Genomic DNA, 25,201 nt, shown 5'->3' on the forward strand with positions numbered 1-25,201 from the left:
TATTCGGGCACTCGTCTATCAAAAAACTTGGAATCCATAGATGATCATGAAATTTGACAGTTGTAGATAAGCTGATTAGATTTCGTTAGTAGAGAGAATTCTAAATGATAACAAACAATACAATACTTGTTGTTGATGACGAAATTGGCATACGCGAATTGCTTTCTGAAATTTTGCGTGATGAAGGCTATCGTGTGGCGCTGGCAGAAAATGCTGAACAAGCGCGGATCTGGCGAAGTCAAACGCGCCCGGATCTGGTGTTGCTGGATATCTGGATGCCTGATACCGATGGTATTACACTGCTGAAAGATTGGGCGAGTAACGGAATGCTGACAATGCCGGTGATCATGATGTCTGGGCATGGCACTATCGATACAGCAGTCGAAGCGACACGTATTGGTGCATTTGGCTATTTGGAGAAACCAATACCGCTGCAAAAGCTGCTAAGTACTGTCAGTAAGGCCTTGCGAGGGGGGCAAAATAAACAGCAATCAACACTTTCTCTCGCCAGTTTGGGTAAAGGTGCTCTGATCGCAGATCTCAGGAAAAGATTAGAGCAAGTCGCAAATCTGAAAACGCCTTTGCTGCTGATGGGAGAGCCGGGTGCCGGTGCGGAGATATGTGCGCGTTTTATGCATCGCCAAAATACACCATGGGTGGAACCAGAGACATTGACGTCGCTGGCTGAATCGCCACTGGATTTACTCGAGCTTGCGCGTGACGGTCTGTTATTTCTCAAGGATGTGGGTGAAATCAGCAAATTAGCGCAAAAAGGTTTGCTGTTATTGTTGAGCAAGCTGGATAAATATAACGTACGGTTGATTTGTGCGACATCTCAGCCCCTGGCAGAGTTAACGGCGCAAGGTGTTTATCATCCCAAATTATACGAAGCGCTGAGCAGCTTAAGTATAGGTATTCCGGCATTGAGAGCGCACCGGGAGGACATTCCTGATTTGGCCAGTCAAATTTTATCGCGTTTTGTTGAATCGGGGGAGGCTTCATCAGTCTTGCAGTTCAGTACTGCGGCGCTTAATTGCTTACGGAATTATGATTGGCCAGGTAATCTTACACAGTTGACAGGTGTCGTGCATTCTTTGGCATTGACATGTACCGGTGATGAGATTTCTGCTGAAGCCGTCCAACAGGCCATGGTTTTTCCAGAATCGGCTTCCACATCTGTTACTCCTGAAATTCCGCTGGATCTTTCACTACGTGAAGCACGTGATTTGTTTGAAAAAACATACTTCGAAAGGCTGATCGATCAAGAAAGTGGCAATATGACGCGTGTGGCTGACAGGGCTGGATTGGAGCGTACACATCTGTATCGGAAAATAAAATTATTGGGAATTAAATTGCGGGGAAACTGATTCTGTAAGAAAATTTTGCTGCTACTGGATTGGTTTTGTGCGCAAAATAATAGATAATACTAACTTTTCCGCCGATGCATAGCATATGAATATGCAGACCGGCCATTTCTATTTGTTGAAAATATAGGGGAGTTAGTATCGATGGGTACATTTAAGGATTTTGACGCGCCGGTGTTTAAAGATTTGACCAGTGCGATTCGCGCGTTGGCTATGGATGCCGTGCAAAAAGCCAATTCTGGCCACCCCGGTATGCCGATGGGTATGGCTGAAATTGCTGAAGTGCTGTGGATCCATCATCTGCGTCATAATCCTGGCAATCCGGAGTGGGTCGACCGTGACCGGTTTATTCTTTCCAATGGACACGGGTCGATGTTGATCTATGCCTTATTGCATTTGACGGGCTACGATTTGCCAATGGAAGAAATCAAACGCTTCCGTCAGTTTCATTCAAAGACACCAGGGCATCCGGAATATGGCTATACCCCGGGCGTAGAAACCACAACAGGTCCATTAGGTCAGGGTATTACCAATGCGGTAGGCATGGCGCTGGCAGAAAAAGTTCTGGCTGCTGAATTTAACCGTCCTGGCTATAATATTGTGGATCACTATACTTATGTTTTCTTGGGTGATGGCTGCTTGATGGAAGGCATTTCGCACGAAGCTTGTTCTTTGGCGGGTACTTTGGGTTTGGGCAAACTAATCTGTTTTTACGATGATAATGGTATTTCCATTGATGGTCACGTGGAAGGCTGGTTTACCGACGATACGCCGAAGCGGTTTGAGTCTTATGGCTGGCATGTTGTGCCCAATGTCAACGGGCATGATCCGGAAGCGATTGAAGCAGCGATTGAAGCTGCTAAACAGGTAAATAACAAGCCATCAATGATTTGCTGCAAAACGGTCATTGGATTGGGCTCACCGAATATGGCCAATACCCATTCGGTACATGGCGCCGCATTGGGTGATGCAGAAATTGCGGCTACTCGTCCGCACATTGGCTGGCATCATCCGCCTTTTGAAATACCACAAGAAGTTTACAGTGCTTGGGATGCAAGAACGAAAGGCCAAAAGCTTGAAACTGAATGGAACCAGAAATTTGCTGAATACGCAGAGAAACATCCAGCTGAAGCCGCTGAATTTAACCGTCGTATGACGGGAGATTTGCCAGCAAACTGGCGTAGTCATGTCGATAGCGTTATCAATCAGGTGAATGCGAAAGCAGAGACGATTGCCAGCCGCAAAGCCTCACAAAACGCGATCGAAGGCCTGGCGCCAATTCTACCCGAGTTGATTGGCGGTTCTGCGGATCTGGCCGGATCTAACTTGACTTTATGGTCAGGTTCTAAGGGAATTAGCCAGAAAAACGGCGGTAATTATGTTTACTATGGTGTGCGTGAGTTTGGCATGAGTGCCATGATGAACGGATTGTCGTTACATGGCGGTTTGATTCCTTATGGCGCCACATTTTTGATGTTTTCTGAGTATGCCCGTAACGCACTGCGCATGGCTGCATTGATGAAAATTCGCAATATCTTCGTGTTTACTCATGATTCCATTGGCCTGGGTGAGGATGGTCCGACACATCAACCGGTAGAGCAAACAGCCACATTGCGTTATATCCCTAACATGGATGTATGGCGGCCCTGTGATACTGTTGAATCAACAGTTTCTTGGGCGCGTGCCATCGAACGCAAGGATGGCCCTTCAATCTTGATTTTCAGCCGCCAGAATTTGCCGTTCCAGAAACGGGATGCAGCTACGATCAAATTAATTGATAAAGGTGGTTATGTATTATCTGAAGCGGGCAATGGGAAAGCGCATGCTATTCTAATTGCAACAGGCTCAGAGATTGGACTGGCCGTGAATGCACAAAAAGCATTGGCGGAAGAGGGTATTCATGTGCGTATTGTATCCATGCCATGCACGAATGTATTTGATCGTCAGGAACCATCTTACAAGGACAGTGTCTTGACAAAAGGCGTTAAGCGAGTTGCCATAGAGGCGGGTGTGACAGATTTCTGGCGTAAGTACGTCGGACTGGATGGTGCTGTGGTGGGTATGGATACCTTTGGTGAGTCAGCGCCTGCAGATGTTCTATTCAAGCATTTTGGCTTTACCGTCGAGAACGTGGTCAAGACAGTAAAAGGCATTCTCTAATTCAATTTATGATTAAAGCAGTTGGGTGAATTGTGTATTTACCTGAAAGCAAAAAGTTTCTTATTTAAGGAGTTTCGGTATGACAATTAAGGTTGGTATTAATGGGTTTGGTCGAATCGGGCGTATGGTTTTTCGCTCCGCAATACAGAATTTTCCTGATATCGAAGTGGTTGCCATTAATGATTTGTTAGAGCCGGATTATCTGGCTTATATGTTAAAACATGATTCGGTACATGGCCGTTTCCAGGGCGATATCGCAATTGATGGGAATACGCTGGTTGTCAATGGTAAAAGAATTCGACTGACGGCAATTAAAGATCCTGCTGAGCTGAAATGGAATGAAGTGGGTGCTGAAGTTGTGGTTGAGTCGACTGGCCTGTTTCTGACCAAAGAAACCTGTGAAAAACATTTGGTAGCAGGTGCCAAGAAAGTCATTATGTCGGCGCCTTCCAAAGATGATACACCAATGTTTGTCTTTGGCGTGAATGATAAATCTTATAAAGGTGAGAGCATTATTTCCAATGCCTCCTGTACCACGAACTGCTTGGCGCCGATAGCCAAGGTGCTGAATGATAAATGGGGCATTAAGCGCGGACTTATGACGACGGTTCATGCCGCAACAGCGACACAAAAAACTGTGGATGGCCCGTCCAACAAAGATTGGCGTGGTGGCCGCGGAATTCTGGAAAATATTATTCCATCTTCAACAGGTGCTGCTAAAGCAGTGGGCGTTGTGATTCCTGAGCTGAATAAAAAACTGACCGGTATGGCTTTCCGTGTTCCAACGTCAGATGTATCTGTTGTGGATTTGACGGTTGAGCTGGAAAAAGATGCATCTTATGAGGAAATTTGTAAAGCGATGAAGGATGCTTCCGAAGGTTCAATGAAGGGCGTGCTGGGATACACCGACCAGAAAGTGGTATCCACCGATTTCCGCGGTGAAAGCTGTACATCCATTTTTGATGCCGAAGCAGGCATGGCTTTAGATAAAAGCTTTGTGAAAGTAGTTGCCTGGTATGACAACGAATGGGGTTATTCCACCAAAGTGCTGGAGATGGTTCGTACTGTTGCCAAGTAGTTTTGTATTTGAAGATACGCAGTTAAGAATAAATAAAATCTTGACTGCTGTTTGACTTAATATTCAATTCGTTAAGACATAAAGGGTAGCGCTTGCTATCCTTTATATTTTCTTAAAGACAATTTTGGAGCTTGCCGTGTCTGTTATTAAACTTGTTGACCTTGATCTGAAAGGTAAACGTGTATTTATACGCGCTGATCTGAATGTGCCTGTGAAGGATGGTAAGGTGACATCGGATGCACGCATTTCCGCCTCGATGGCGACGATTAATCATTGCCTTAAACAAGGCGCCAAGGTGATGGTCACATCGCATCTCGGCCGCCCTGAGGAAGGTGTGTGGGCAGAGGAAAATTCACTGAAACCGGTCGCGGATAATATTGCAGGCCGTTTAAATAAACCCGTGCGTTTAATCCGCGACTGGGTCGATGGTGGTTTTGAAGTGGCCGATGGGGAATTGGTTGTGTTGGAGAATTGCCGCATCAATAAAGGCGAAAAGAAAAATTCAGAAGATACGGCACAGAAGTATGCGAAATTGTGCGACGTCTTTGTGATGGATGCATTTGGTACCGCGCACCGTGCTGAAGCATCAACCCATGGCATTGCCAAGTATGCGCCAGTGGCGTGTGCAGGTATTCTGCTCACCGAAGAACTGGAAGCATTAACCAAAGCTTTGCTGAATCCGGCACGTCCTATGGTGGCCATTGTCGGGGGTTCCAAAGTCTCGACCAAGTTGACAGTACTCGAGTCGTTATCTGAGAAAGTTGATCAACTCGTTGTGGGTGGCGGTATTGCCAATACATTCCTGAAAGCAACCGGTAAGAATGTTGGCAAATCACTGTGCGAAGATGATCTGGTTCCAACGGCCAAAATACTGATGGATAAAATGGCTAAGCGGAATGCATCGATTCCCATCGCTGTCGACGTGGTGGTGGGTAAAAAGTTTGATGCCAACGAGCCTGCAGTATTGAAAGACGCAGGTAATGTAAGTGATGACGACATGATTTTTGATATTGGACCCAAAAGCGCGCAGGAATTGGTGGATATCATTATGCGTGCGGGAACAGTCGTTTGGAACGGTCCGGTGGGTGTATTTGAATTTGACCAGTTTGGTGCCGGAACTGAGAAAATCGCACGGGCGATTGCGGAAACGAGCGCTTTTACGCTGGCGGGCGGGGGTGATACTATTGCTGCGATTCAGAAATATGATATCTATGACAAAATATCCTATATATCAACAGCAGGTGGCGCATTTCTCGAATTCTTAGAGGGTAAAAAATTACCCGCGGTAGAAATATTAGAAACACGTGCTAACTAATATCCAAGAGAGATAATGATTCGAAGAACTAAAATTGTAGCAACACTCGGCCCCGCATGCAGTAACCCAAAAATATTGGACCGCATGATCCGGGCGGGTGTGGATGTTGTTCGGATTAATTTTTCTCACGGTACGCGAGAACAACATATTGAGTTTGCGGAATTGACCCGCTCGCTGGCACGAGCTGCGGGTCTGACTGTCGGTGTTCTGGCTGATTTGCAAGGTCCGAAAATTCGTGTTGGCAGGTTTGAGCACGGCAAAATCAGGCTGGAAGTGGGCGATCAGTTCATTTTGGATGCGACTTGTGAACTGGGCAATCAGGAAAGAGTCGGGTTAGACTATAAAGAACTGCCGAATGATCTGGAAGCCGGTGCCACGCTAATGCTGGATGATGGCCGCATCGTGCTGAGTGTTTCGCACGTGAAGGGTCATCAAGTATTCTGTATCGTTGAGCAGGGCGGGATACTGTCGAACAACAAAGGTATCAATCGCAAAGGCGGCGGACTGGGTGCGCCTGCATTGACGAGCAAGGATCTCGAGGATATCAAAACGGCTGCACTACTGGGCGCCGATTATTTGGCTGTTTCGTTTGTCCGCTCCGGTGATGATATCCGGCAAGCTCGAGCACTGATGCAAGAAGCGGGCGGTAAAGGTATGATCATGGCGAAGATCGAACGCTCAGAAGCCATTCTTGCGCTCGATGATATTGTCGAAGCATCCGATGCGATTATGGTGGCGCGCGGCGATTTAGCGGTTGAAGTAGGAGATGCCGCTGTCCCAGCCCTGCAAAAAAGAATGATTCGCTCTGCACGCGGCAATAATAAGTTAGTTGTGACCGCAACGCAGATGATGGAATCGATGATTACTAATCCGATTCCAACGCGTGCTGAAGTATCGGATGTTGCCAATGCTGTGCTGGATGGTACCGATGCGGTGATGTTGTCGGCAGAATCGGCAGCGGGTGAATATCCGGTGGAAGCGGTAGAAGCCATGGCGCGCGTTTGTTTGGAGGCCGAAAAGGAATATTTGGTCAGTCATGACAAGCGGATGGCGAATACAAGTCCGGGCACGATTGAAGAAGCGATTGCCCGTGCCACCATGTTCACCGCCAGCGGGCTGCAGATTCGCGCGATTGCTGCTTTAACGCAAAGCGGTGTGACTGCACTGCTGATGTCGCGGAGAAGTTCCAAAGTGCCTATTTTTGCGCTGAGTCCTAATGAAGAAACGCGTCGCAGAGTGACGCTATTCAGAGGCGTTTACCCGGTGGAATTTGGCGAAGGGCTTAATGATCCGGAGATTATTCTCAATCTGGCTGAAGAAGAATTGCTCCAGCGTGGTGTCGTGCGAAATGGTGATATCATGGTGATGACGATTGGTGAGCCGGTCGGTAAATCTGGCGGCACCAATACAATGAAGATTATCAAAGTCGGCGAATGGAAATTGCGGCAAGGAATGGATGTCACGTAAACCGGCAGACTGACTGGATGCAACGCCGGAATTCGAATAACGAAAGTTGCGGCGAAAAGAATCAAAGATTTTCTAAGAACAAGCGTTTGTACTAAATCAGGATCACATTAAGATAATTTTTTGAAGGAGATTTAAATGGCACTCGTATCATTAAGACAACTACTCGATCACGCTGCAGAAAATGGCTATGGCTTACCTGCTTTTAACGTTAACAATCTGGAACAAATCCAGGCGATCATGCAGGCGGCTGATGAATGCAATAGCCCGGTCATTATGCAGGGTTCTGCAGGCGCGAGGAAATATGCCGGCGAAGCATTTTTACGTCATTTAATTGAAGCGGCCGTTGAATCCTATCCGCATATACCGATTGTCATGCATCAGGATCATGGCGCATCGCCGTCGGTTTGCGTCAATGCAATCCGCAGCGGTTTTTCAAGTGTCATGATGGACGGTTCATTGCAAGCAGATGCCAAAACACCTTCTACCTACGAATACAACGTCAATGTTACGGCCGATGTTGTCAATATTGCGCATTCGGTGGGTGTCTCCGTTGAAGGTGAGCTGGGTTGCCTGGGTTCGTTGGAATCTGGCATGGGAGAAGCAGAAGATGGACACGGCGCAGAAGGTGTGTTGTCTCATGATCAATTGCTGACCGACCCGGAAGAAGCTGCCGACTTTGTGCGCAAAACCGGGGTGGATGCCTTGGCGATTGCCATTGGAACCTCGCACGGCGCTTACAAATTCACGCGTAAACCGACGGGCGATATTCTGGCCATTCAACGCATCAAAGAGATCCATCAACGTATTCCCAATACCCATCTGGTGATGCACGGCTCCAGCTCAGTGCCACAAGAATGGCTGGATATCATCCGTCAATACGGTGGTGATATCAAAGAAACCTACGGCGTACCGGTTGAAGAAATCCAGCAAGGGATCAAGTATGGCGTGCGCAAAGTCAATATCGACACCGACATCCGCCTAGCCATGACCGGCGCAATCCGCCGCAGCCTGGAAAAAGACAAAAGCAATTTTGACCCGCGCAAATTCCTGAAAGAAGCAACCGCAGCCGCTAAAGATATTTGCAAAGCGCGCTTTGAAGCCTTCGGCTGTGCCGGACAGGCTGGTAAAATCAAACCGATTTCGCTGGAAAGTATGGCGAATCGCTATGCAAAAGGTGAATTGAACGCCATTATTAAGTAAGTCAAATCGCAGTAGTATTTAATAAATCCAAGATGAATTGTGCAGAAAAGCACAATCCATCTTGGATTCAAGATCTGAGAGTATCATCAGATCTCCTAAGTTATACATTCCCTTCTCAGCATCCGAAATCAAATGGCTCAAAGATCTAATCAGGATATAGAGCGACACTATTTCAATATGTTCTGTAAGCGCTATAAGTTGCCTGAAGGGACGATCATCTTTGATGATAAGCCGGGTGTGATTTTGGAAGGAGAAAGGAGAATTGGGATTGAGATTACCAATTTCTTTCTTGAGAAAGGAGATCTTGAGGAAAGTGAACAGAAACAGAGTGTTGTGCGAAAATCTGTGGTTGCTAGGGCCCATCAATCTTATTTAGAAAACGGTGGAAAAAGAATTGAACTTTCATTCTCATTCGATAAAGTTAATTACATTCGAAACCAAAAGCTACTTGTTGAAAAAATCACTACGTTAGCAAAAAATATTGATGAATTTAGAACGGGGCTGATACACCGAGATGTTTTTAAAAACATACCAGAACTTTCATCTGTTTATCTGAATACAGAAGAATATGAAGATCCGAAGTGGCGGATTGTTCAATGCTATTCTGGTCAGCTCATGTCAATGGAGAAGCTACGTGCAATTGTTAGCGTTAAGGAAGAAAAGTCGAATCATTATAAGCCTTGTGATGCTTACTGGCTCGTTGTAATAGTTGACTCCAGTGATCGATCTCAAGATCAAGAGATTCAGATTAATGATTTTGTAAAGATCACTTCAACAGCTTTCGAAAGAGTGATCATTTACAGAACTCATTCTGATGACGTATTATTCCAATTTTATTTTAAAACAGCATTAATAATCCAATCCCATCCGGCAATGCTACGCATAGTTTCCTGGTTTAATTCAAAGCTTTTTAGCGCGCTTTCCAGATGTATCTCAAGCGCATCCAGACTATCGAAGGCGCGGTTATGAAAGAATTTTTCCCGCAATTCATCCCATACATGTTCCTGCGGGTTGAGTTCTGGCGAGTAAGGTGGTAGAAACAGGATTCGCATATTCTCTGCCAATTTCATGGTTTGGCTTTTGTGCCAGCCTGCACCGTCCATCACCATAATGATATTTTCATGCGGGTAACGTGCCGCGATTTCATCCACGAAAAGTTGCATGCAGTCCCCGTTCACCCAGGGCAGGATTAGGAAATCAAATCGCCCATCCAGTGGGCTGACTGCGCCATAAGCGTAGGTGTATTGTTGCGTCAGCATGGCACGTACCATGGGACGATGGGGCTTCTTGTCCCAGCGGTGCCGTACATCGCTGATGCGGCCGAAACGCGCTTCATCCTGAAACATTAGACGCAGCGGGCGCGAGACCGCAAAAGCCGCCACTTCCTCGGTTAGCCGCTCGGGGAGTTTTTTTTCCACGCCTCGCGCGCTGCTGGGTCGGCTTGTGGATGGCTTTTATCCGGGGCCAGTTTGCGCCAGCCATGCCGTGCCAACATTTGGTACAGAGTAGACAAAGCCAGTGGCTTGCCCAGCCTAGCTTCAACCGCCGGTTTCAAGGGCGGAACAATGACCACGCCACCGGTAGCAGCCTCACTCAGCACTTCATCCAGAATCCTGGCTTCCTGCTCCAAACTGGCCTTGGCCCGGTTACGTAATTCGCGTTTGCTGCGCGTGGCTTTCTTTTCCTCTCCCGTCGCTGGATCATACCGGGTACGCATTCTGCAGGTGACACCTACTGAACGGCCAATGGCAAGCGCTGTCTGCTCCAGACTCAAACCTAGCGACAATGGCAGCACTATCGCTTGCGCAGCTCGAAGTTCTGCCGCAGTCTTGGCTTTCTTTAACCGTTCCATCGCTACCTCAAGTTGCTCCGTCCCACTTGCCTTCCGTGCCATGATGGCCTCTACCAAAAATAAAAGCTATATTATTACTGTTTTTATCTGTAATTGGAATTAGAGGCGAAATAAAGTGCGAGTTAAGAATTAACAAGAGCTTAGTCTAATCTCACTTTTTATTCGATTTTGTGCAACTTTTTATTCCATAAAATGAGCTATGATTGGCTCTGGGGAGGAACATAACCCACCGGTTTTTCCGCTCCCGCACCAAAAAAATGCGCTTCCAGTTGTTCAGCCAAATATTTTCGAGCCTTGATATCTGAAAGATTCAAGCGATTCTCGTTGACCAGCATGGTTTGGTGTTCGATCCATTGATGCCAGGCCTCTTTGGAGACATTTTCAAAAATACGTTTGCCCAGCTCTCCGGGATAGGTCTGAAAATCCAGGCCTTCGGCTTCGCGACCTAGTTTTATGCATTTAACCATTCTTGCCATTTGTGCTCCAGATCAGTCAACAAAGATAATCGGTAAGAAAAGCCGACATTATGAAAGGTTCACCGCAATCAGTAAACCGTCGTTGTGAATTTAAGTGATTCCGATCGAATCACAAGTGTTTAATCAGTACCTTCGAGCGGCGTTGATAATTGTATAAATTCTGTTTGGCTTTGGGTAATTCGGCCGGGGTAGCTTCGGTAAAGCCGTGTTCAATGAACCAATGCGTGGCATGCGTGGTGAGTACAAACAGTTTGCGGATACCCTGGGAAATGGTCTGGCTTTCGATATGTTTGAGTAAACGGTTGCCGTGCCCCAAGTCACGATAATCCGCGTGAATCGCTAAGCAGGCGAGTTCGCAGGCGTGTTCTTCAGGAAACGGATACAGCGCAGCGCAGCCGAGGATTACACCGTCGTGTTCGAAAACCGTAAAACGGTCAATTTCAATTTCCAGTAATTCACGATTACGTCTTACCAGAATGCCTTCAGTTTCCAGCGGTTCAATCAGTTGCAGAATACCACCGACATCTTCTATTCTGGCCTTGCGGAGTGCTTGCAGTGTTTCCTGCGAGATCATCCAGCCGATGCCATCGTGCGTGAATAACTCTTGTAGAATGGCGCCATCGCTGTGGCGGCTTATTAGATGCGTTCGTGTGACATGCGTTTCACAGGCCTTGATTGCGCAGCGTAGCGATGAGCGGATTTCGTCGGAGAGTAAAGCCGTGGTTACCGGTGCTTTGTTTTCGAGCAAAGATTTACTTTCTGCGACAGTGAGTTCTCGCGAGAGTACTTCAGGATTGTGAGCGGAAGTTGCTACGGTATCCAGGGTATCTAAAAGGAAAATCAATTTCTCGGCACTGAGAGCAATCGCGACTTCGGTAGCCACATTCTCCATCGTAAGATTAAAAATCTCACCAGTCGGTGAATAGCCCAGTGGTGAAATCAATACGACATCATTTTGTTCCAGACGGGAATGAATATCTTGCGCATTAATCTTGCGCACTTTTCCGGTATGCATCAAATCGATGCCTTGAATAACGCCATACGGACAAGCCGTGACAAAATTCCCGCTGCTTACGCGAATGGAAGCGTTGGCCATTGGTGAGTTGGGTAACCCCATCGAGAGCAATGCGGCAATTTCATGATGCACACGTCCCACCGATTCTTTGACACATTGCAGCGCGGCGGAATCGGTAACGCGCATGCCCATGACCGACTGCGTTTCCAATTGCGATTCATCCAGACGTAACTGAATTTGCGGGCGTGCGCCGTGGACAAGTACCAATCTGACGCCGAGACTGGCAAGTAAATTGATATCGTGAATAAAGCTGACAAATTTTGCATCGGTGACCATTTCGCCACTAAAACCAATGACAAAGGTTTTTCCCCTGAATGCATTGATATAAGGCGTAACCGAACGAAACCAGGAAACAAATTCAGAGGTGGTGGAGTTCATTGATCGTCAAGATTCTCTTTTTTTAAATTAGTAGACTATTTGCTCAGAAGTCGCCCCATAGGGTTTGCATTGCGGAAATGGCCGCTAAAGCGGCACTCTCAGTGCGCAATATGCGTTTTCCCAACCGTACCGGAATGAAGCCGGTATGTGAAATTGCTATTTCTTCTTCCTGCGTGAATCCCCCTTCAGGTCCAATCACCAGCGCTATGTGCGCACTGGCAGATGGTTGGGGCATGTTTCTTAAACTTTCTACTGCTGTTGTGGAAAGCATGAAATTCAGATCGTGCGATGATCGCATGGTTTTCTTTTGACTTAGCCATTCCGGTAGCGAAATCAAAGGCAATATCTGCGGCAAATGATTCCTGCCGCATTGTTCACACGCTGAAATAATGATTTTCTGCCAGTGTTGCAGGCGCTTGGAAGAACGCTCGTCGGAAAGATGCACAATGCTGCGGACAGTCGAAACCGGCTGTATGCATGTCACGCCCAATTCCGCTGCTTTCTGTATGATCCAATCCATTTTTTCATTAACACATATGGCTTGCGCGAGCGTTATATTAAGGGGCGATTCACAGTCCATGTCCTGATAGGCATCAATCAAAACCGTGGTATTTGATTTACTGATATTTTCGATGAATGCAGAAAATTCACCGCCATGGCCATTAAATAACGTGATGGCATCCCCTTCTTTTAGCCGCAACACCCGCGCAGCATGATGTTTGTTCTCGACGGAAAGCTCAATGAGTTGCCCAATGGCAATTTCTGCCGGGTGATAAAAGCGCGCATGCATGATTGGGTCGGGTCTGGGCAAGTAGCAATTTCAATAATGGACTCATGCTAATATAGCACGATAAGTATTCAGCATTGTCTGAGCGTCACGTTGAATTTGAAAAGCGACAAGCTGAAAAGTGATTTTCTGAAATATTATCGATAACAGGAGAAAGTATATGGCAAGTCTGGAAACACCGGTGTGTGATTTTGGCTGGAAGGCGATTGATTTTGATTTGTTAGGTGTTGATGGTAAGCGGTATAACCTGGCTTCCGCGAAAGGAGAAAACGGCTTGCTGGTGATGTTTATCTGCAATCATTGCCCGTATGTGAAAGCCGTTCAGGATCGCATTATTCGTGATGTGAATGAATTGAAGCCGTATGGCATGAATGCGATCGCGATCATGTCGAATGATCCAGCCGATTATCCGGAAGATTCGTTTGAGAATATGACCTTGGTTGCCAAGAAATTAAATTATCCATTTCCTTACGTCTGGGATGAAACCCAAGAAATTGCTAAGAAATATGGCGCGGTGTGTACGCCCGATTTTTTTGGATTCAATAGTAAACTGGAGCTGCAATATCGCGGACGTCTGGATGCATCGCGGAAAGAAGCGGCTCCCGCTGATGTGCACCGCGATCTGTTTGAAGCCATGCTGCAGGTTGCTAAAACAGGTCGTGGTCCAGAAAATCAAATCCCCAGTATCGGTTGCTCGATCAAGTGGCGTACGGAGTAAACGTGCTAGAAAAAGTTATCACGGTTGTTAAAGAAGTTGCACAGCAGGTAATTATGCCGCGTTATCTGCAAGTCGACCGGCAGCTTAAGTCGGACGGCAGTTTTTTCACCGAAGCGGATGTTGCCGCACAGAATGCTTTGCTCTACGAGTTACAGAAGATTTATCCGGCTGCTACCATGGGCGAGGAAATGTCGAGACAGGAACAGGAAGAGCAGTGGACTCAGGGTAAAGCCGGATTGTGGAGTGTTGATCCGATTGATGGCACTTCTAATTTTTTGAATGGACTACCTTATTTTGCAATTTCGGTGGCATTGATGGAACAAGGCAGGGGCGTTTTAGGGGTGATTTATAACCCGGTAGCCGACGAAATGTTTTATGCGACAAAAGGCGGCGGTGCTTTTCTAAATGGAACAGCATTGCCTATCAAGAAATATGTGCCTACGTTATCGAGTGCAATGGCGAATGTGGATTTGAAGCGATTGGATAGAAAATTTGCGGCAAGAGTCGCAGCCTATCCGCCGTATGCATCGCAGCGAAATTATGGCGCTTGTGCCCTCGAATGGTGTTATACCGCCGCCGGTTATTTTGATTTGTATCTGCATGGCGGGCAGAAGCCTTGGGATTATGCGGCTGGTTCGCTGATTCTTGAAGAAGCGGGCGGGAAAATGTGCGGTTTTGATCAAGATGATTATTGGGCGGGTTCGCCTTGGCAACGCTCAGTGATTGCGGCGTTGGATCCTGGATTGTTTACCCAATGGCGCGATTGGGTGCGCGAGAACCGGAAGGAATAGGTAAGTCAATTGAAAATCATCATTCTGGGGGCTGGTCAGGTGGGCTCGTCTGTTGCAGAAAGCTTGGTCAGTGAAGCCAATGACATCACGATGGTCGATGTTGATTCCAAGCGATTGGCATTATTGCAGGATCGCTTGGATTTGCGGACAGTTGTTGGTAATGCATCACATCCATCCGTGCTAGAGAACGCCGGGGCTCATGATGCGGATATGATTCTGGCAGTTACCGAACATGACGAAACCAACTTAGTGGCTTGTAAGCTTGCCGCTACCTTATTTAACACACCCACTAAAATTGCACGTATTCGATCGACTGAATATTTGGCACACCCGGATATTTTTTCTACCGAGAATTTCTGTGTCGATTTTGCCATTTCTCCGGAACAGATTCTGACGGAATATATTGAGAAGTTGATAGAGTTTCCTGAAGCTTTGCAGGTGCTCGATTTTGCGTCGGGGAAAGTGAGTTTGGTTGCTGTACGCGCATTACAAGGCGGATCGCTTGTTGGGCAGCAATTACAGGAATTGCGTAAGCATGTTCCTAATGTGGATTCACGTGTAGCCGCAATTTTCCGCAAAGACCGGCCGATTATTCCCGAAGGAGACACGGTGATCGAAGCAGAAGATGAGGTGTTTTTTATCGCTGCCACCGAAGATATCCGGACTGTGATGCGAGAGCTGCGGAAGATGGATAAACCAGTCAAGCGAGTAATGATCGCTGGCGGCGGGAAAATAGGCAAGCGTCTTAGCGTAACATTGGAAAAAGACTATCAGGTCAGAATCATTGAGCGTGATTATCAAGCCAGTGAGCGTTTGGCCGGAGAGTTGAATAACGCACTGGTATTACATGGTGATGCAACGGATGAAACATTGCTGGAAGCTGAGAATATTGCCGAGATGGATATGTTTTGCGCGCTGACGAATGATGATGAGAATAATATTATGTCAGCGCTGTTGGCGAAACGTATGGGGGCGCATAAGGTCATTGCGTTGATCAATCGCCGTGCGTATGTGGATCTGGTGCAAAGCAGCGGTATTGATATTGCTATTTCCCCGGCACAAGTTACGATCGGTTCCTTACTGGCTTACGTCCGGCATGGCGATGTTGCCGCGGTGCATAGCTTGCGTCGTGGTGCGGCGGAAGCATTGGAATTGGTGGCGCATGGCGATGCCAGATCTTCCAATGTAGTAGGACGAAAGGTAGAAGAAATAAAGCTGCCCAAAGGTGCCACAATTGGCGCTATCGTAAGAGGATTACCTAAATCTGAAGGAACATTCGGTGAAAATCTGAGTGCCGAGCGTGAAAAGGCTTTGTATCACTCAGATAAGGATATACGAGTCATTATTGCGCATCATGACACGATCATCGAACAAGAAGACCATGTGATCTTATTTGTGATTAACAGAAAGATGATCCGCGAAGTGGAAAAATTGTTCCAAGTCAATGTTGGTTTTCTGTAAATAAGAAATGGCATGAATCGGCTTTTTGTTGTCGTTAATGTACTTGGCAAGATGGTTCTGATATTCGGGCTTACGATGTTGATTCCGCTTGGCCTAGCGCTGTGGAACAACGACGGTGCGCGATTTGCCTTTGAAGAATCCATTTTGATTACTATGAGTTGTGGTTTGCTCATGTGGTTGGTGACACGTCGCTATAAACGTGAATTGCAGACAAGGGATGGTTTTTTACTTGTCGTTCTGGTCTGGGCAGCTTTGCCAGCCTTTGCTATGTTACCGCTATTAATTTACCTTCCTGATCTCAATCTTAGTATGGCCTATTTTGAAGCTACTTCAGGATTAACGGCAACGGGTGGTACTGTGTTGTCGGGATTGGATGCATTGCCTCCGTCTATCAATTTATGGCGCGGTGAAATGGTTTGGCTCGGAGGGATGGGTTTGATCGTTCTGGCGGTCGCGATTCTGCCACTATTAGGGGTAGGGGGGCGACAATTGCTCAATGCAGAAATACCCGGACCGATGAAAGAGAACAAGCTCACTCCGCGTATTGCAGAAACTGCCAAGGGGTTGTGGACAATTTATGCGAGTCTAACATTGGCTTGTGTTGTCGCGTACCGATGGGCGGGTATGGATTGGTTTGATGCTGTGATGCATGCGTTCACGACCCTGGGCTTAGGTGGCTTCTCTTCTCATGATGCGAGTTACGGTTACTGGGATTCGCCACTCATAGAATCGGTCGCCATTCTGTTTATGCTGGTTGCAGGAATAAATTTCGCGACGCATTTTCTGGCCTGGCGGGCAAAAAGTTTAATTTCCTATCGCTACGATTCTGAAGTTGGTTGGTATGTAATGATTGTTTTATTCAGTTGTATTGGATTGGCATCTTATTTGTGGTTTGTTGATGTTTACACGGATCCGCTAGTAGCGTTGCGTTATGCTGTTTTCAATATTGTTTCAGTTGCAACCACTACCGGCTATAGCAATACAGATTACAGCTTGTGGCCAATGTTTGTTCCATTATGGATGTTATTTTTATCCGGATTTTGTACTTCTTCAGGTTCTACCGGCGGTGGTATAAAAATGATACGGGCTCGAATTTTGTATCAGCAAGTGTATCGTGAAATGATTACGATCATGCATCCCAATGCGGTTATTCCAGCCAAGTTGGGCAGGAGTGTGGTAGCGAATCGCGTCATTCTCGCGGTACTTGGGTTTTTGTTTGTTTATTCGGCAAGTATTGTGTCGATGACACTTGCACTTACGTTTACTGGATTGGATGTCATTACATCCTTTTCTGCGGCAGTTGCTTGTATCAATAATCTAGGACCGGGTCTTGGTGAAATTGGACCAGCAACGACTTATGCTTCCCTAACAGATTCTCAGATATGGATATGCAGTTTTGCCATGCTGCTAGGTAGACTGGAGTTTTTTACAATATTGGTCATATTCACACCCGCATTCTGGAGGAAATGAAATTCATTTTTAAGCAGAAGAACTACTTTGAGTGCTGAAAAATAAGCAATAGGGTTCTAACAAATAAAGACTGATAGAAAGATTAAATAGTTGCTGGCCTATAAGATTTTTGCCAAATAATCACATGGAGTGTACATGGATAATGCCGGTGCATTGAAAGGTATTAAAGTCATGATTATCGATGACAGCAATACGATCAGGAGAAGCGCTGAATTATTTTTGAGGCCATCGGAATGTGAAGTGATTCTTGCAGAAGACGGATTTGAAGCAATGTCTAAAATTGTTGATAACCAGCCTGATATTATTTTTGTTGACATAACAATGCCGCGCTTGGATGGATATCAAGCTTGTATGTTGATTAAAAAAAACCCTATTTATCAATCGATCCCGGTGATTATGTTATCCAGTAAAGATGGTCTTTTTGATAAAGCTCGAGGCAGAATGTCAGGTTCTAACGATTATCTGACTAAACCATTTACCGCTGAGGATTTATTGAGCATAATACGAAACTACACTTTGTAGCTTGATTAGTGTGCATGTCTGTATGCGCGTTCTAGTCGGATTTATTACAGCTATTGAATTTAGTAGCGTGTTAAGTTTATTTAGAATGTAGCTTCAGAATGTTTTTTTACTTATTGTGAGTAAAGGAAAAAGTTTGAATATTGGGGTGTAAGACCATTGGGGAAGGTAGGGGATTTTATGACAAATGACTTGACTTTAAACCCCAAGGTCGACTAGCCTGAGAGGTGTAGCTAAATTGAGAGAAGTAAGCAGGGAAGATTTAGCTGCCGAATTTTAAAGCAGTACTAATTAATTAGTATTAAAAGTGATAAGAAGTAGTAAGAACGGGAAGTAGTTTTGATTAACAGTTAGGAGATAGAAACATGGCAACAACTTATGGCACAACGAGCGCAAGTTCGAGCGCTAACTATGACATGTCGCTGTGGTACGACTCAAAGTACTACAAGATAGGAATGCTCACCATGTTATTGGTGGCGATATTTTGGATCTGGTATCAAAGGACATTTGCATATTCACACGGCATGGACTCGATGGAACCGGAATTTGACAAAGTGTGGATGGGACTGTGGCGCGTACACATGACCCTGATGCCTTTATTTGCTTTGATCACCTGGGGCTGGATCCTGAAGACCCGTGACACGAAAGAACAACTGGACAACCTGGATCCAAAGTTAGAGATCAAACGTTATTTCTACTGGATGATGTGGCTGGGTGTGTATTTGTTTGGTGTTTACTGGGGCGGAAGCTTCTTCACCGAACAAGATGCATCGTGGCACCAAGTGATTATTCGTGACACCAGCTTCACGCCAAGTCACGTAGTGGTGTTTTACGGCTCATTCCCGATGTACATCGTATGTGGCATAGCCTCATACCTGTACGCGATGACCCGTTTGCCACTGTATAGCCGCGGCACATCATTCCCGCTGGTTATGGCAATTGCAGGCCCATTGATGATTCTGCCTAACGTAGGATTGAACGAATGGGGTCATGCATTCTGGTTCATGGAAGAACTGTTCAGTGCGCCATTGCACTGGGGCTTTGTGATTCTGGGCTGGGCAGGCTTGTTTTCAGGTGGTATCGCAGCACAAATTATCACCCGTTACTCCAACCTGACCGACGTTATCTGGAATAACTCAAGCAAAGAGATTCTGAACAACCGGATAGTTCCTTAATCTAGGCGAGATTACCACTCCTGTCTCGAAGAGAGATAGGAGTGGTAAAGAGATTTAAGTTACTTGCAGTTATGGAAACGAAATGTATCGCGACGACGAATTAGCAGCAAAGTAGTAGTAAAGGAATCGTCAAAGAGTTTTCATATTTAATATCACACGAAAAGAAGAAGGGAGGGTCTAGTGAGTAGAACAGACGAAATTTTAGCAGCGGCAAAGATGCCGCCAGAAGCAGTCAGAATGTCCAGATATATAGATGCGGTGTATTTTCCAATTCTCTGTATTCTTCTGGTTGGTACCTATCACATGCACTTCATGCTACTGGCAGGAGACTGGGATTTTTGGCTTGACTGGAAAGACCGTCAATGGTGGCCTGTTGTAACACCGATTGTAGGTATCATGTACTGTGCAGCGCTTCAGTATTACCTGTGGGTAAACTATCGCCTGCCATTTGGCGCGACACTCTGTATCGTATGCCTGTTAGTAGGTGAATGGCTGACCCGTTACTGGGGCTTCTACTGGTGGTCACATTACCCAATCAACTTTGTATTGCCATCAACCATGATTCCTGGTGCGCTGATGTTAGATACAGTTTTACTGTTGACGGGTAACTGGCTGATTACAGCACTGTTAGGCGGTGGTTTCTGGGGATTGTTTTTCTATCCAGGCAACTGGCCGATATTTGGCCCGACCCACTTACCAGTGGTAGTAGAAGGTGTATTACTGTCAGTAGCTGACTACACAGGATTCCTGTATGTGCGGACTGGTACACCGGAATATGTGCGCTTGATTGAACAAGGCTCACTGCGTACGTTTGGTGGACACACCACAGTGATTGCGGCCTTCTTCGGGGCTTTTGTATCCATGCTGATGTTCTGTGTATGGTGGTACTTTGGCAAATTATATTGCACCGCTTTCTACTATGTTAAAGGTGAAAGAGGTCGTATCTCTATGAAGAACGACGTAACAGCTTTTGGTGAAAAAGGCTTTGCACAGGGGATCAAATAATGAATATAAAAAGCATTTTAAAGCTGGGCGTATTAGGCCTGTATGGAGCTGCGATAGGAGCGGCATCACTGGCGGTAACGCTGGTAGTAGACGTAGCACCGGCAGCGGCACACGGTGAACGTTCACAAGAACCGTTCCTGCGTATGCGTAGTATTCAATGGTACGACTTGAAATGGCAACCGAAAGTCACCAAAGTCAATGACATTGCTACCATGACAGGGAAGTTTCACTTAGCAGAAGATTGGCCACGTGCGGTAGGTAAGCCAACACGTGCATTTTTTAACGTAGGAAGTCCTAGCCCGGTGTTTGTACGTTTAAGCACCAAGCTGAATGGCGAACCGACCTTCATATCAGGCCCACTGGAAATTGGACGTGACTATGAATTTGAAGTGAAACTGAAAGCAAGGATTCCAGGACGTCATCACATGCACGCGATGGTAAACATCAAGGACGCAGGACCTATTGCAGGCCCAGCCTCTTGGATGAACATCTCTGGAAGTTGGGATGACTTCACCAACCCAATCACCACACTGACTGGTAAAACCATTGACCTGGAGAATTTCAACTTCAGCAATGGCATATTCTGGCATGTATTATGGCTAGCTATCGGCTGCTTCTGGATTGGCTACTTTGTAGCGAAACCGATGTTCCTGCCACGTAGCCGTGTATTGCTGGCGTATGGTGATGAGTTACTGACATCACCAACGGACAGAAAAGTTGGATTGGCAGTTGCGATCCTGACCTGTGCAGTGGTATGGGGAGGCTATCGTTATACAGAAAGCGTGCACCCATACACAGTACCGATCCAAGCTGGTGAATCTAAAGTAGCACCAATGCCGATTGCACCGAACCCAGTTGCAATCAAAGTAACACATGCTAACTATGACGTACCAGGCCGCGCATTACGTGTGACCATGGAAATCACCAACAATGGAGACTCAGCGGTCAACATCGGTGAATTCACCACAGCAGGTGTACGTTTTGTTAACAAATTGGGACAGCAACACCTGGATCCAGATTATCCAAGAGAACTGGTAGCAACTGGTTTATCAATGGATGACGACAAAGGAATTCAGCCTGGAGAAACCCGTGAAGTTAAGATGGAAGCCAAAGATGCGTTGTGGGAAGTACAACGTTTGATGGCACTGTTGGGTGACCCAGAAAGCCGCTTTGGTGGCTTACTGATGACCTGGGACCAAGAAGGCAATCGCTATATTAATAGTATTGCTGGTGCAGTTATCCCAGTCTTTACCAAGCTATAAGCTTAGTTAAGCATCAACGCCGGTACACCACTGTCGCAAGACAGCCGGTGTACCGGCTTTTTTATCAGTAGAAGAGAACAAAGTAAAATTTAGGGTACTACACAAAGAGAATGCGGACACTAGAAGAACAGGCAAAATTAGAGGCGCTTACCCAAGAGGAGGATTTGTCGTGACAAGACAAATAACACAAGCAGGGATCGCAGTCTTTATACTTGTTATGGCACTTTACACAAATACAGTTAGCGCACATGGCAAAGTTGCCATGGAAGAAGACAGCTGTATGCGCCGGATCGGCGAGAACATGATTCACCTCAGTACCTACCAGCCACAGGTAGATGAAGGCGGACATTATTGCACGGATATACCCAAGGCAGGCAGCACCGTACTCGTTATAGATTTAGTAGATCCAGCATTGCGTGATATGCCAATTGGCGTAAAGGTAATCAAAGGCAGCAAAGCAAGTGAAGGAGAAACCGTCACAAATGCACGACCTGCACTGTATCAAGATGGTGTCATCAGCATGAGCAGCGCGTTGGACCCAGGGAAATATCTCGTAGTGGTCACGGCGGAAGGAGTGCCGCCACTGAACTATGAGTATCACTTGCGAGTAGAAATGATTAATTATGCAGAAGTATTCAGAGCAACCATAGGACCAGCAGTCGGCCTATTGCTGACAACAATACTTGGGTATAAACTCATCAGATCAAGGCGTTTCAGAGACTGGATAGCCTCGCGTCGTGCAAAGAAAAGCTGAATTACACGATGACACCTAAAAGAAAGTCATCATAAACTAACCATTTATCGACAGGAAATTCAAACAATGTCAGCAAGAATAATAGATATAAAGCAAGCAATATTGACAGTATTATTTGCAATGAGCATGATGTTCACAGCGCAAGTACAAGCGCATGGCGGCTTGGCTTTGGCGGAAGATATGTGTGTATTGACAGTAGGGCCCTACAGAATGCACTTTACGGGCTATCAACCCCTCTCACAAGAAGAAGAGTTCTGTGAAGACATCCCGGAAGTTGGAAAAACAGTGATCGCACTGGATTACATCCAAGAAGAATTGCGCCCACTAAAAACGGAAGTACGGATTATTCGTGACACGGGATCAGAAGAGAATCTGGATGCGATAACAGTATTTCATTTACCGCCGAAGGTATACCCAACGGCATCAATAACTGTAGACCATACTTTCCCGGAGAAAGGTAAATTTGTAGGACTGGTGACAGTGACAGGTGGTGCACAGGATTATGTGTCACGCTTTCCATTCTCAGTAGGAGAAGGCCGTCCAACACCTAAATCGGCAATAATTGCACCGGTTGTGCTGGTGCTTGCAATTGGCGTTTTCTTCTATATGCGAAGCAAACGCAAATCAGATAAACAAACTGCAGCTTAACAAAAATAGTCTAAGTTAAGGATACAACGAAGAGAATTTGTTGTGTCCTTTTTTATGTATGCCCAGCTGGGATGCACTCGTGTGGGTGTAAGTCCCACCGTAAGTTGATCACGGCTAACGAGGCGTAGAACGAAGCTGTGAGGCGATGAACCAGAACCCGGATAGAAGGTACAACCAAGCAGGGTGAACGGGCATAAAGCTGTGAAGCTCTCGTTGATCAAGGCGAAATGTCGTAAATCCGGCAGGTTTGTGTATTGAAAGAGTGTGCTCTTCCCCGGGGAGACCTGGCCGAGTGGGAGAAGAAATGCAGTGATTATTGAGTTCGGAATGCCTTCGATGTTTGTGAAAACGATGCTCGCCGGTATGATGGAAAGAATGAAACCCGTCAGGTTAAGGCAGTAATAAATCGGAATTGCCGGATTGTTTCAACGGGAGCCTCAGGAGGTGGGGTGGGGGTGGACATCACAATCCCAGCGGGGGAGCTCTTCAGCTACTTTACCGCTTCCGGTGCTGACTCCGCTACCGGGTATAGTGTAGGAGGGGATTCGATCAGGTATACAGACCGTCGCTATCTCGATTTCACTTTATTATAAAGTGAATGATTCGGAAGATGATGTCTAATTTGAAGCTTAGCGACCCGAGCGCCGGTGATAATTCCAATAGAGTGCAATACCTATCGCGCAGCTAATAACCAGTGCAATAACGATATCACGTAAATACTCATGAATTAGAGATTCGTTCTCGCCAATGAAGTAACCCAATAAAGTCAAAATAATTACCCAGATTCCAGCACCAAGACTGGTATAAAAGCAGAATATAGGTAGATTCATTCGTGCCAAACCTGCTGGTATAGAGATATATTGCCGAATCATAGGTATTAATCGACCGGTAAACGTGGAAATATGTCCGTGACGAGCAAAGAAATTTTCCATTTGCTGCAGATTGTGTTCTTTGAACATGACATATTTACCATAACGGATTAGCAAAAGACGGCCCAGTTTAATTGCTAAATAGTAGTTGACTAGTGCACCCACTAAGCTTCCTAAGATGCCGCATAGTATTACTGCCACTATGTTCATCTCACCCTTTGAAGCCAGGTAACCTGCTGGAATCATGATGACTTCACTGGGAAAAGGTATAAAGCTCGACTCAATTAACATAAGCAGAAAAATACCTGGGTAGCCCAGGCTACTAACTGTGTGGACAATCCAAATGATGATATCTGCTAACAAAGGGCAACTTTACCTTGAATAGGATAATAAATAGATATTACGGGGAGTGTTGGAAGCCTTTACACCACTGCGCCATCATTTTCTAGAGGCTTTTTCTCCAGCTTAACGAGATCCTCGCGCTTAACTCCTAGAAGCATAATTATAGAACTGCCCACCATTATTGATGAGTAGATTCCAAACAAAATGCCGATTGTTAATGCCAATGAAAAATAGTAAAGCACTTCACCGCCAAACAAAAGCATGGCAATAACTACCATCTGTGTACTGCCATGCGTGATGATAGTACGTGACATAGTTTGTGTGATGGCATTATCGATTACTTGTGTGATTGATGCTCTGCGGTGTTTTCTGAAATTTTCTCGAATGCGATCAAAAATGACTACGGATTCATTGACAGAATAACCCAATATGGCCAATACAGCAGCCAATACGGTAAGCGAGAATTCCCACTGAAAGAATGCAAAACAACCGACGATGATAACGACATCATGCAAGTTTGCGATAATGCCTGCTACACCAAACTTCCATTCAAATCGTATGGCCAAATAGGAAACTATGCCTAATGAAACAAATAGTAAGGCCAGTGCACCATTTTCTAATAATTCTGCACCAACTTGCGGGCCGACAAATTCGACACGTCTCATTTCTACAGAGGAATCAGCTTGCTTGAGCGCATTTAATACAATTTCAGACAATTGTGCGCTAGAAACTGCTGGTTTAATGGGCAAACGTATGAGAACTTCACGGGAAGAGCCGAAGTTTTGTACGCTGGCATCGGACATCTCAAGATCAACAAGAATACTTCTGATTTTTCCGAGATCAGCTGTCTGGTTATAACCAACTTCCAGAACCGTACCGCCTGTAAAATCGACGCCAAGATTTAATCCTTTTGTGGCAATGAAGAAAACAGCAAGAATAAATGTTATCAATGAAATAACAGCACCTTGCCGTCTCCAGCTCATGAAGGGGATATCACGATTAAATCTAAAAAATTCCATATTTAATTCCTCATAA

The 25,201-nt window shown here is 45.9% G+C and carries 23 protein-coding genes; 16 read left to right on the forward strand and 7 right to left on the reverse strand.

Going from position 1 to position 25,201, the window contains the following annotated elements; genetic code table 11:
* Positions 1 to 104 precede the first annotated feature (104 nt).
* The 6 genes from NIT79A3_RS02220 (at position 105) to fba (ending at position 8,584) form a co-directional block, all read left to right on the forward strand.
* Positions 105 to 1,367, forward strand: a complete 1,263-nt coding sequence (locus NIT79A3_RS02220; RefSeq protein ID WP_013964637.1) for a sigma-54 dependent transcriptional regulator — start codon at positions 105 to 107, stop codon at positions 1,365 to 1,367.
* Positions 1,368 to 1,508: 141 nt separating this feature from the next.
* Positions 1,509 to 3,524, forward strand: a complete 2,016-nt coding sequence (tkt, locus tag NIT79A3_RS02225; protein WP_013964638.1) for a transketolase — start codon at positions 1,509 to 1,511, stop codon at positions 3,522 to 3,524.
* A 79-nt stretch (positions 3,525 to 3,603) separates the two neighbouring features.
* Positions 3,604 to 4,602, forward strand: coding sequence for a type I glyceraldehyde-3-phosphate dehydrogenase (gap, locus tag NIT79A3_RS02230; protein ID WP_013964639.1), 999 nt, complete (start codon positions 3,604 to 3,606; stop codon positions 4,600 to 4,602).
* A 136-nt stretch (positions 4,603 to 4,738) separates the two neighbouring features.
* Entirely contained in the window at positions 4,739 to 5,917 is a 1,179-nt protein-coding gene (locus NIT79A3_RS02235) for a phosphoglycerate kinase (RefSeq protein ID WP_013964640.1), read from the forward strand.
* 15 nt (positions 5,918 to 5,932) lie between these two features.
* Complete coding sequence (gene pyk, locus NIT79A3_RS02240) at positions 5,933 to 7,384, forward strand: pyruvate kinase (RefSeq protein WP_013964641.1); 1,452 nt, start codon at positions 5,933 to 5,935, stop codon at positions 7,382 to 7,384.
* A gap of 135 nt (positions 7,385 to 7,519) precedes the next feature.
* Entirely contained in the window at positions 7,520 to 8,584 is a 1,065-nt protein-coding gene (gene fba, locus NIT79A3_RS02245) for a class II fructose-bisphosphate aldolase (RefSeq protein WP_013964642.1), read from the forward strand.
* A gap of 833 nt (positions 8,585 to 9,417) precedes the next feature.
* Here fba and NIT79A3_RS18985 read toward each other — a convergent pair.
* The 5 genes from NIT79A3_RS18985 to NIT79A3_RS02275 form a co-directional block, all read right to left on the reverse strand.
* A complete protein-coding gene (locus NIT79A3_RS18985; RefSeq protein WP_013964643.1) occupies positions 9,418 to 10,002 on the reverse strand; it encodes an IS630 family transposase in 585 nt (194 codons plus the stop codon).
* A complete protein-coding gene (locus tag NIT79A3_RS02260; RefSeq protein ID WP_013964644.1) occupies positions 9,975 to 10,478 on the reverse strand; it encodes a winged helix-turn-helix domain-containing protein in 504 nt (167 codons plus the stop codon). The genes NIT79A3_RS18985 and NIT79A3_RS02260 overlap by 28 nt, the downstream gene beginning before the upstream one ends.
* A gap of 155 nt (positions 10,479 to 10,633) precedes the next feature.
* The gene (locus NIT79A3_RS02265) at positions 10,634 to 10,912 is read right to left on the reverse strand and encodes an oxidative damage protection protein (protein WP_013964645.1); all 279 of its coding nucleotides are present in this window, start codon (positions 10,910 to 10,912) and stop codon (positions 10,634 to 10,636) included.
* Between the two features lie 109 nt (positions 10,913 to 11,021).
* Positions 11,022 to 12,365 carry an amino-acid N-acetyltransferase gene (gene argA, locus NIT79A3_RS02270; RefSeq protein ID WP_013964646.1) on the reverse strand — a complete coding sequence of 448 codons (1,344 nt, stop codon included), beginning with the start codon at positions 12,363 to 12,365 and terminating at the stop codon, positions 11,022 to 11,024.
* 43 nt (positions 12,366 to 12,408) lie between these two features.
* Entirely contained in the window at positions 12,409 to 13,176 is a 768-nt protein-coding gene (locus NIT79A3_RS02275) for a 16S rRNA (uracil(1498)-N(3))-methyltransferase (RefSeq protein WP_348225691.1), read from the reverse strand.
* Between the two features lie 136 nt (positions 13,177 to 13,312).
* Here NIT79A3_RS02275 and NIT79A3_RS02280 point away from each other — a divergent pair, with 136 nt between their 5' ends.
* From NIT79A3_RS02280 to NIT79A3_RS02325, 10 genes are all read left to right on the forward strand, one after another.
* On the forward strand, positions 13,313 to 13,870 hold the full coding sequence (locus NIT79A3_RS02280) for a thioredoxin family protein (RefSeq protein WP_013964648.1): 558 nt from the start codon (positions 13,313 to 13,315) through the stop codon (positions 13,868 to 13,870).
* A 2-nt stretch (positions 13,871 to 13,872) separates the two neighbouring features.
* Entirely contained in the window at positions 13,873 to 14,661 is a 789-nt protein-coding gene (locus NIT79A3_RS02285) for an inositol monophosphatase family protein (RefSeq protein ID WP_013964649.1), read from the forward strand.
* Between the two features lie 9 nt (positions 14,662 to 14,670).
* On the forward strand, positions 14,671 to 16,122 hold the full coding sequence (trkA, locus tag NIT79A3_RS02290; protein ID WP_013964650.1) for a Trk system potassium transporter TrkA: 1,452 nt from the start codon (positions 14,671 to 14,673) through the stop codon (positions 16,120 to 16,122).
* Between the two features lie 12 nt (positions 16,123 to 16,134).
* The gene (locus NIT79A3_RS02295; RefSeq protein WP_013964651.1) at positions 16,135 to 17,592 is read left to right on the forward strand and encodes a potassium transporter TrkG; all 1,458 of its coding nucleotides are present in this window, start codon (positions 16,135 to 16,137) and stop codon (positions 17,590 to 17,592) included.
* 135 nt (positions 17,593 to 17,727) lie between these two features.
* Positions 17,728 to 18,114: a response regulator gene (locus tag NIT79A3_RS02300; protein ID WP_013964652.1), complete on the forward strand. Its 387-nt coding sequence runs from the start codon at positions 17,728 to 17,730 to the stop codon at positions 18,112 to 18,114.
* Positions 18,115 to 18,476: 362 nt separating this feature from the next.
* A complete protein-coding gene (locus tag NIT79A3_RS02305; RefSeq protein WP_013964653.1) occupies positions 18,477 to 19,286 on the forward strand; it encodes a methane monooxygenase/ammonia monooxygenase subunit C in 810 nt (269 codons plus the stop codon).
* A 180-nt stretch (positions 19,287 to 19,466) separates the two neighbouring features.
* Positions 19,467 to 20,291 (forward strand): methane monooxygenase/ammonia monooxygenase subunit A, encoded by an 825-nt coding sequence (locus NIT79A3_RS02310; protein ID WP_013964654.1) that lies wholly within the window; start codon positions 19,467 to 19,469, stop codon positions 20,289 to 20,291.
* Positions 20,291 to 21,553 (forward strand): methane monooxygenase/ammonia monooxygenase subunit B, encoded by a 1,263-nt coding sequence (locus tag NIT79A3_RS02315; protein ID WP_013964655.1) that lies wholly within the window; start codon positions 20,291 to 20,293, stop codon positions 21,551 to 21,553. Before NIT79A3_RS02310 ends, NIT79A3_RS02315 begins: the two co-directional genes overlap by 1 nt.
* A gap of 169 nt (positions 21,554 to 21,722) precedes the next feature.
* Positions 21,723 to 22,307 carry a hypothetical protein gene (locus tag NIT79A3_RS02320; RefSeq protein WP_013964656.1) on the forward strand — a complete coding sequence of 195 codons (585 nt, stop codon included), beginning with the start codon at positions 21,723 to 21,725 and terminating at the stop codon, positions 22,305 to 22,307.
* 66 nt (positions 22,308 to 22,373) lie between these two features.
* Positions 22,374 to 22,955, forward strand: coding sequence for a hypothetical protein (locus NIT79A3_RS02325; RefSeq protein ID WP_013964657.1), 582 nt, complete (start codon positions 22,374 to 22,376; stop codon positions 22,953 to 22,955).
* Positions 22,956 to 23,584: 629 nt separating this feature from the next.
* On the opposite strand, the gene NIT79A3_RS02330 is transcribed toward NIT79A3_RS02325, so the two are convergent.
* On the reverse strand, positions 23,585 to 24,115 hold the full coding sequence (locus tag NIT79A3_RS02330; protein ID WP_156797143.1) for a DedA family protein: 531 nt from the start codon (positions 24,113 to 24,115) through the stop codon (positions 23,585 to 23,587).
* Positions 24,116 to 24,246: 131 nt separating this feature from the next.
* Complete coding sequence (secF, locus tag NIT79A3_RS02335; protein ID WP_013964659.1) at positions 24,247 to 25,185, reverse strand: protein translocase subunit SecF; 939 nt, start codon at positions 25,183 to 25,185, stop codon at positions 24,247 to 24,249.
* Between the last annotated feature and the right edge of the window lie 16 nt (positions 25,186 to 25,201).

It is taken from the genome of Nitrosomonas sp. Is79A3, assembly GCF_000219585.1.
Taxonomy (GTDB): Bacteria; Pseudomonadota; Gammaproteobacteria; order Burkholderiales; family Nitrosomonadaceae; genus Nitrosomonas.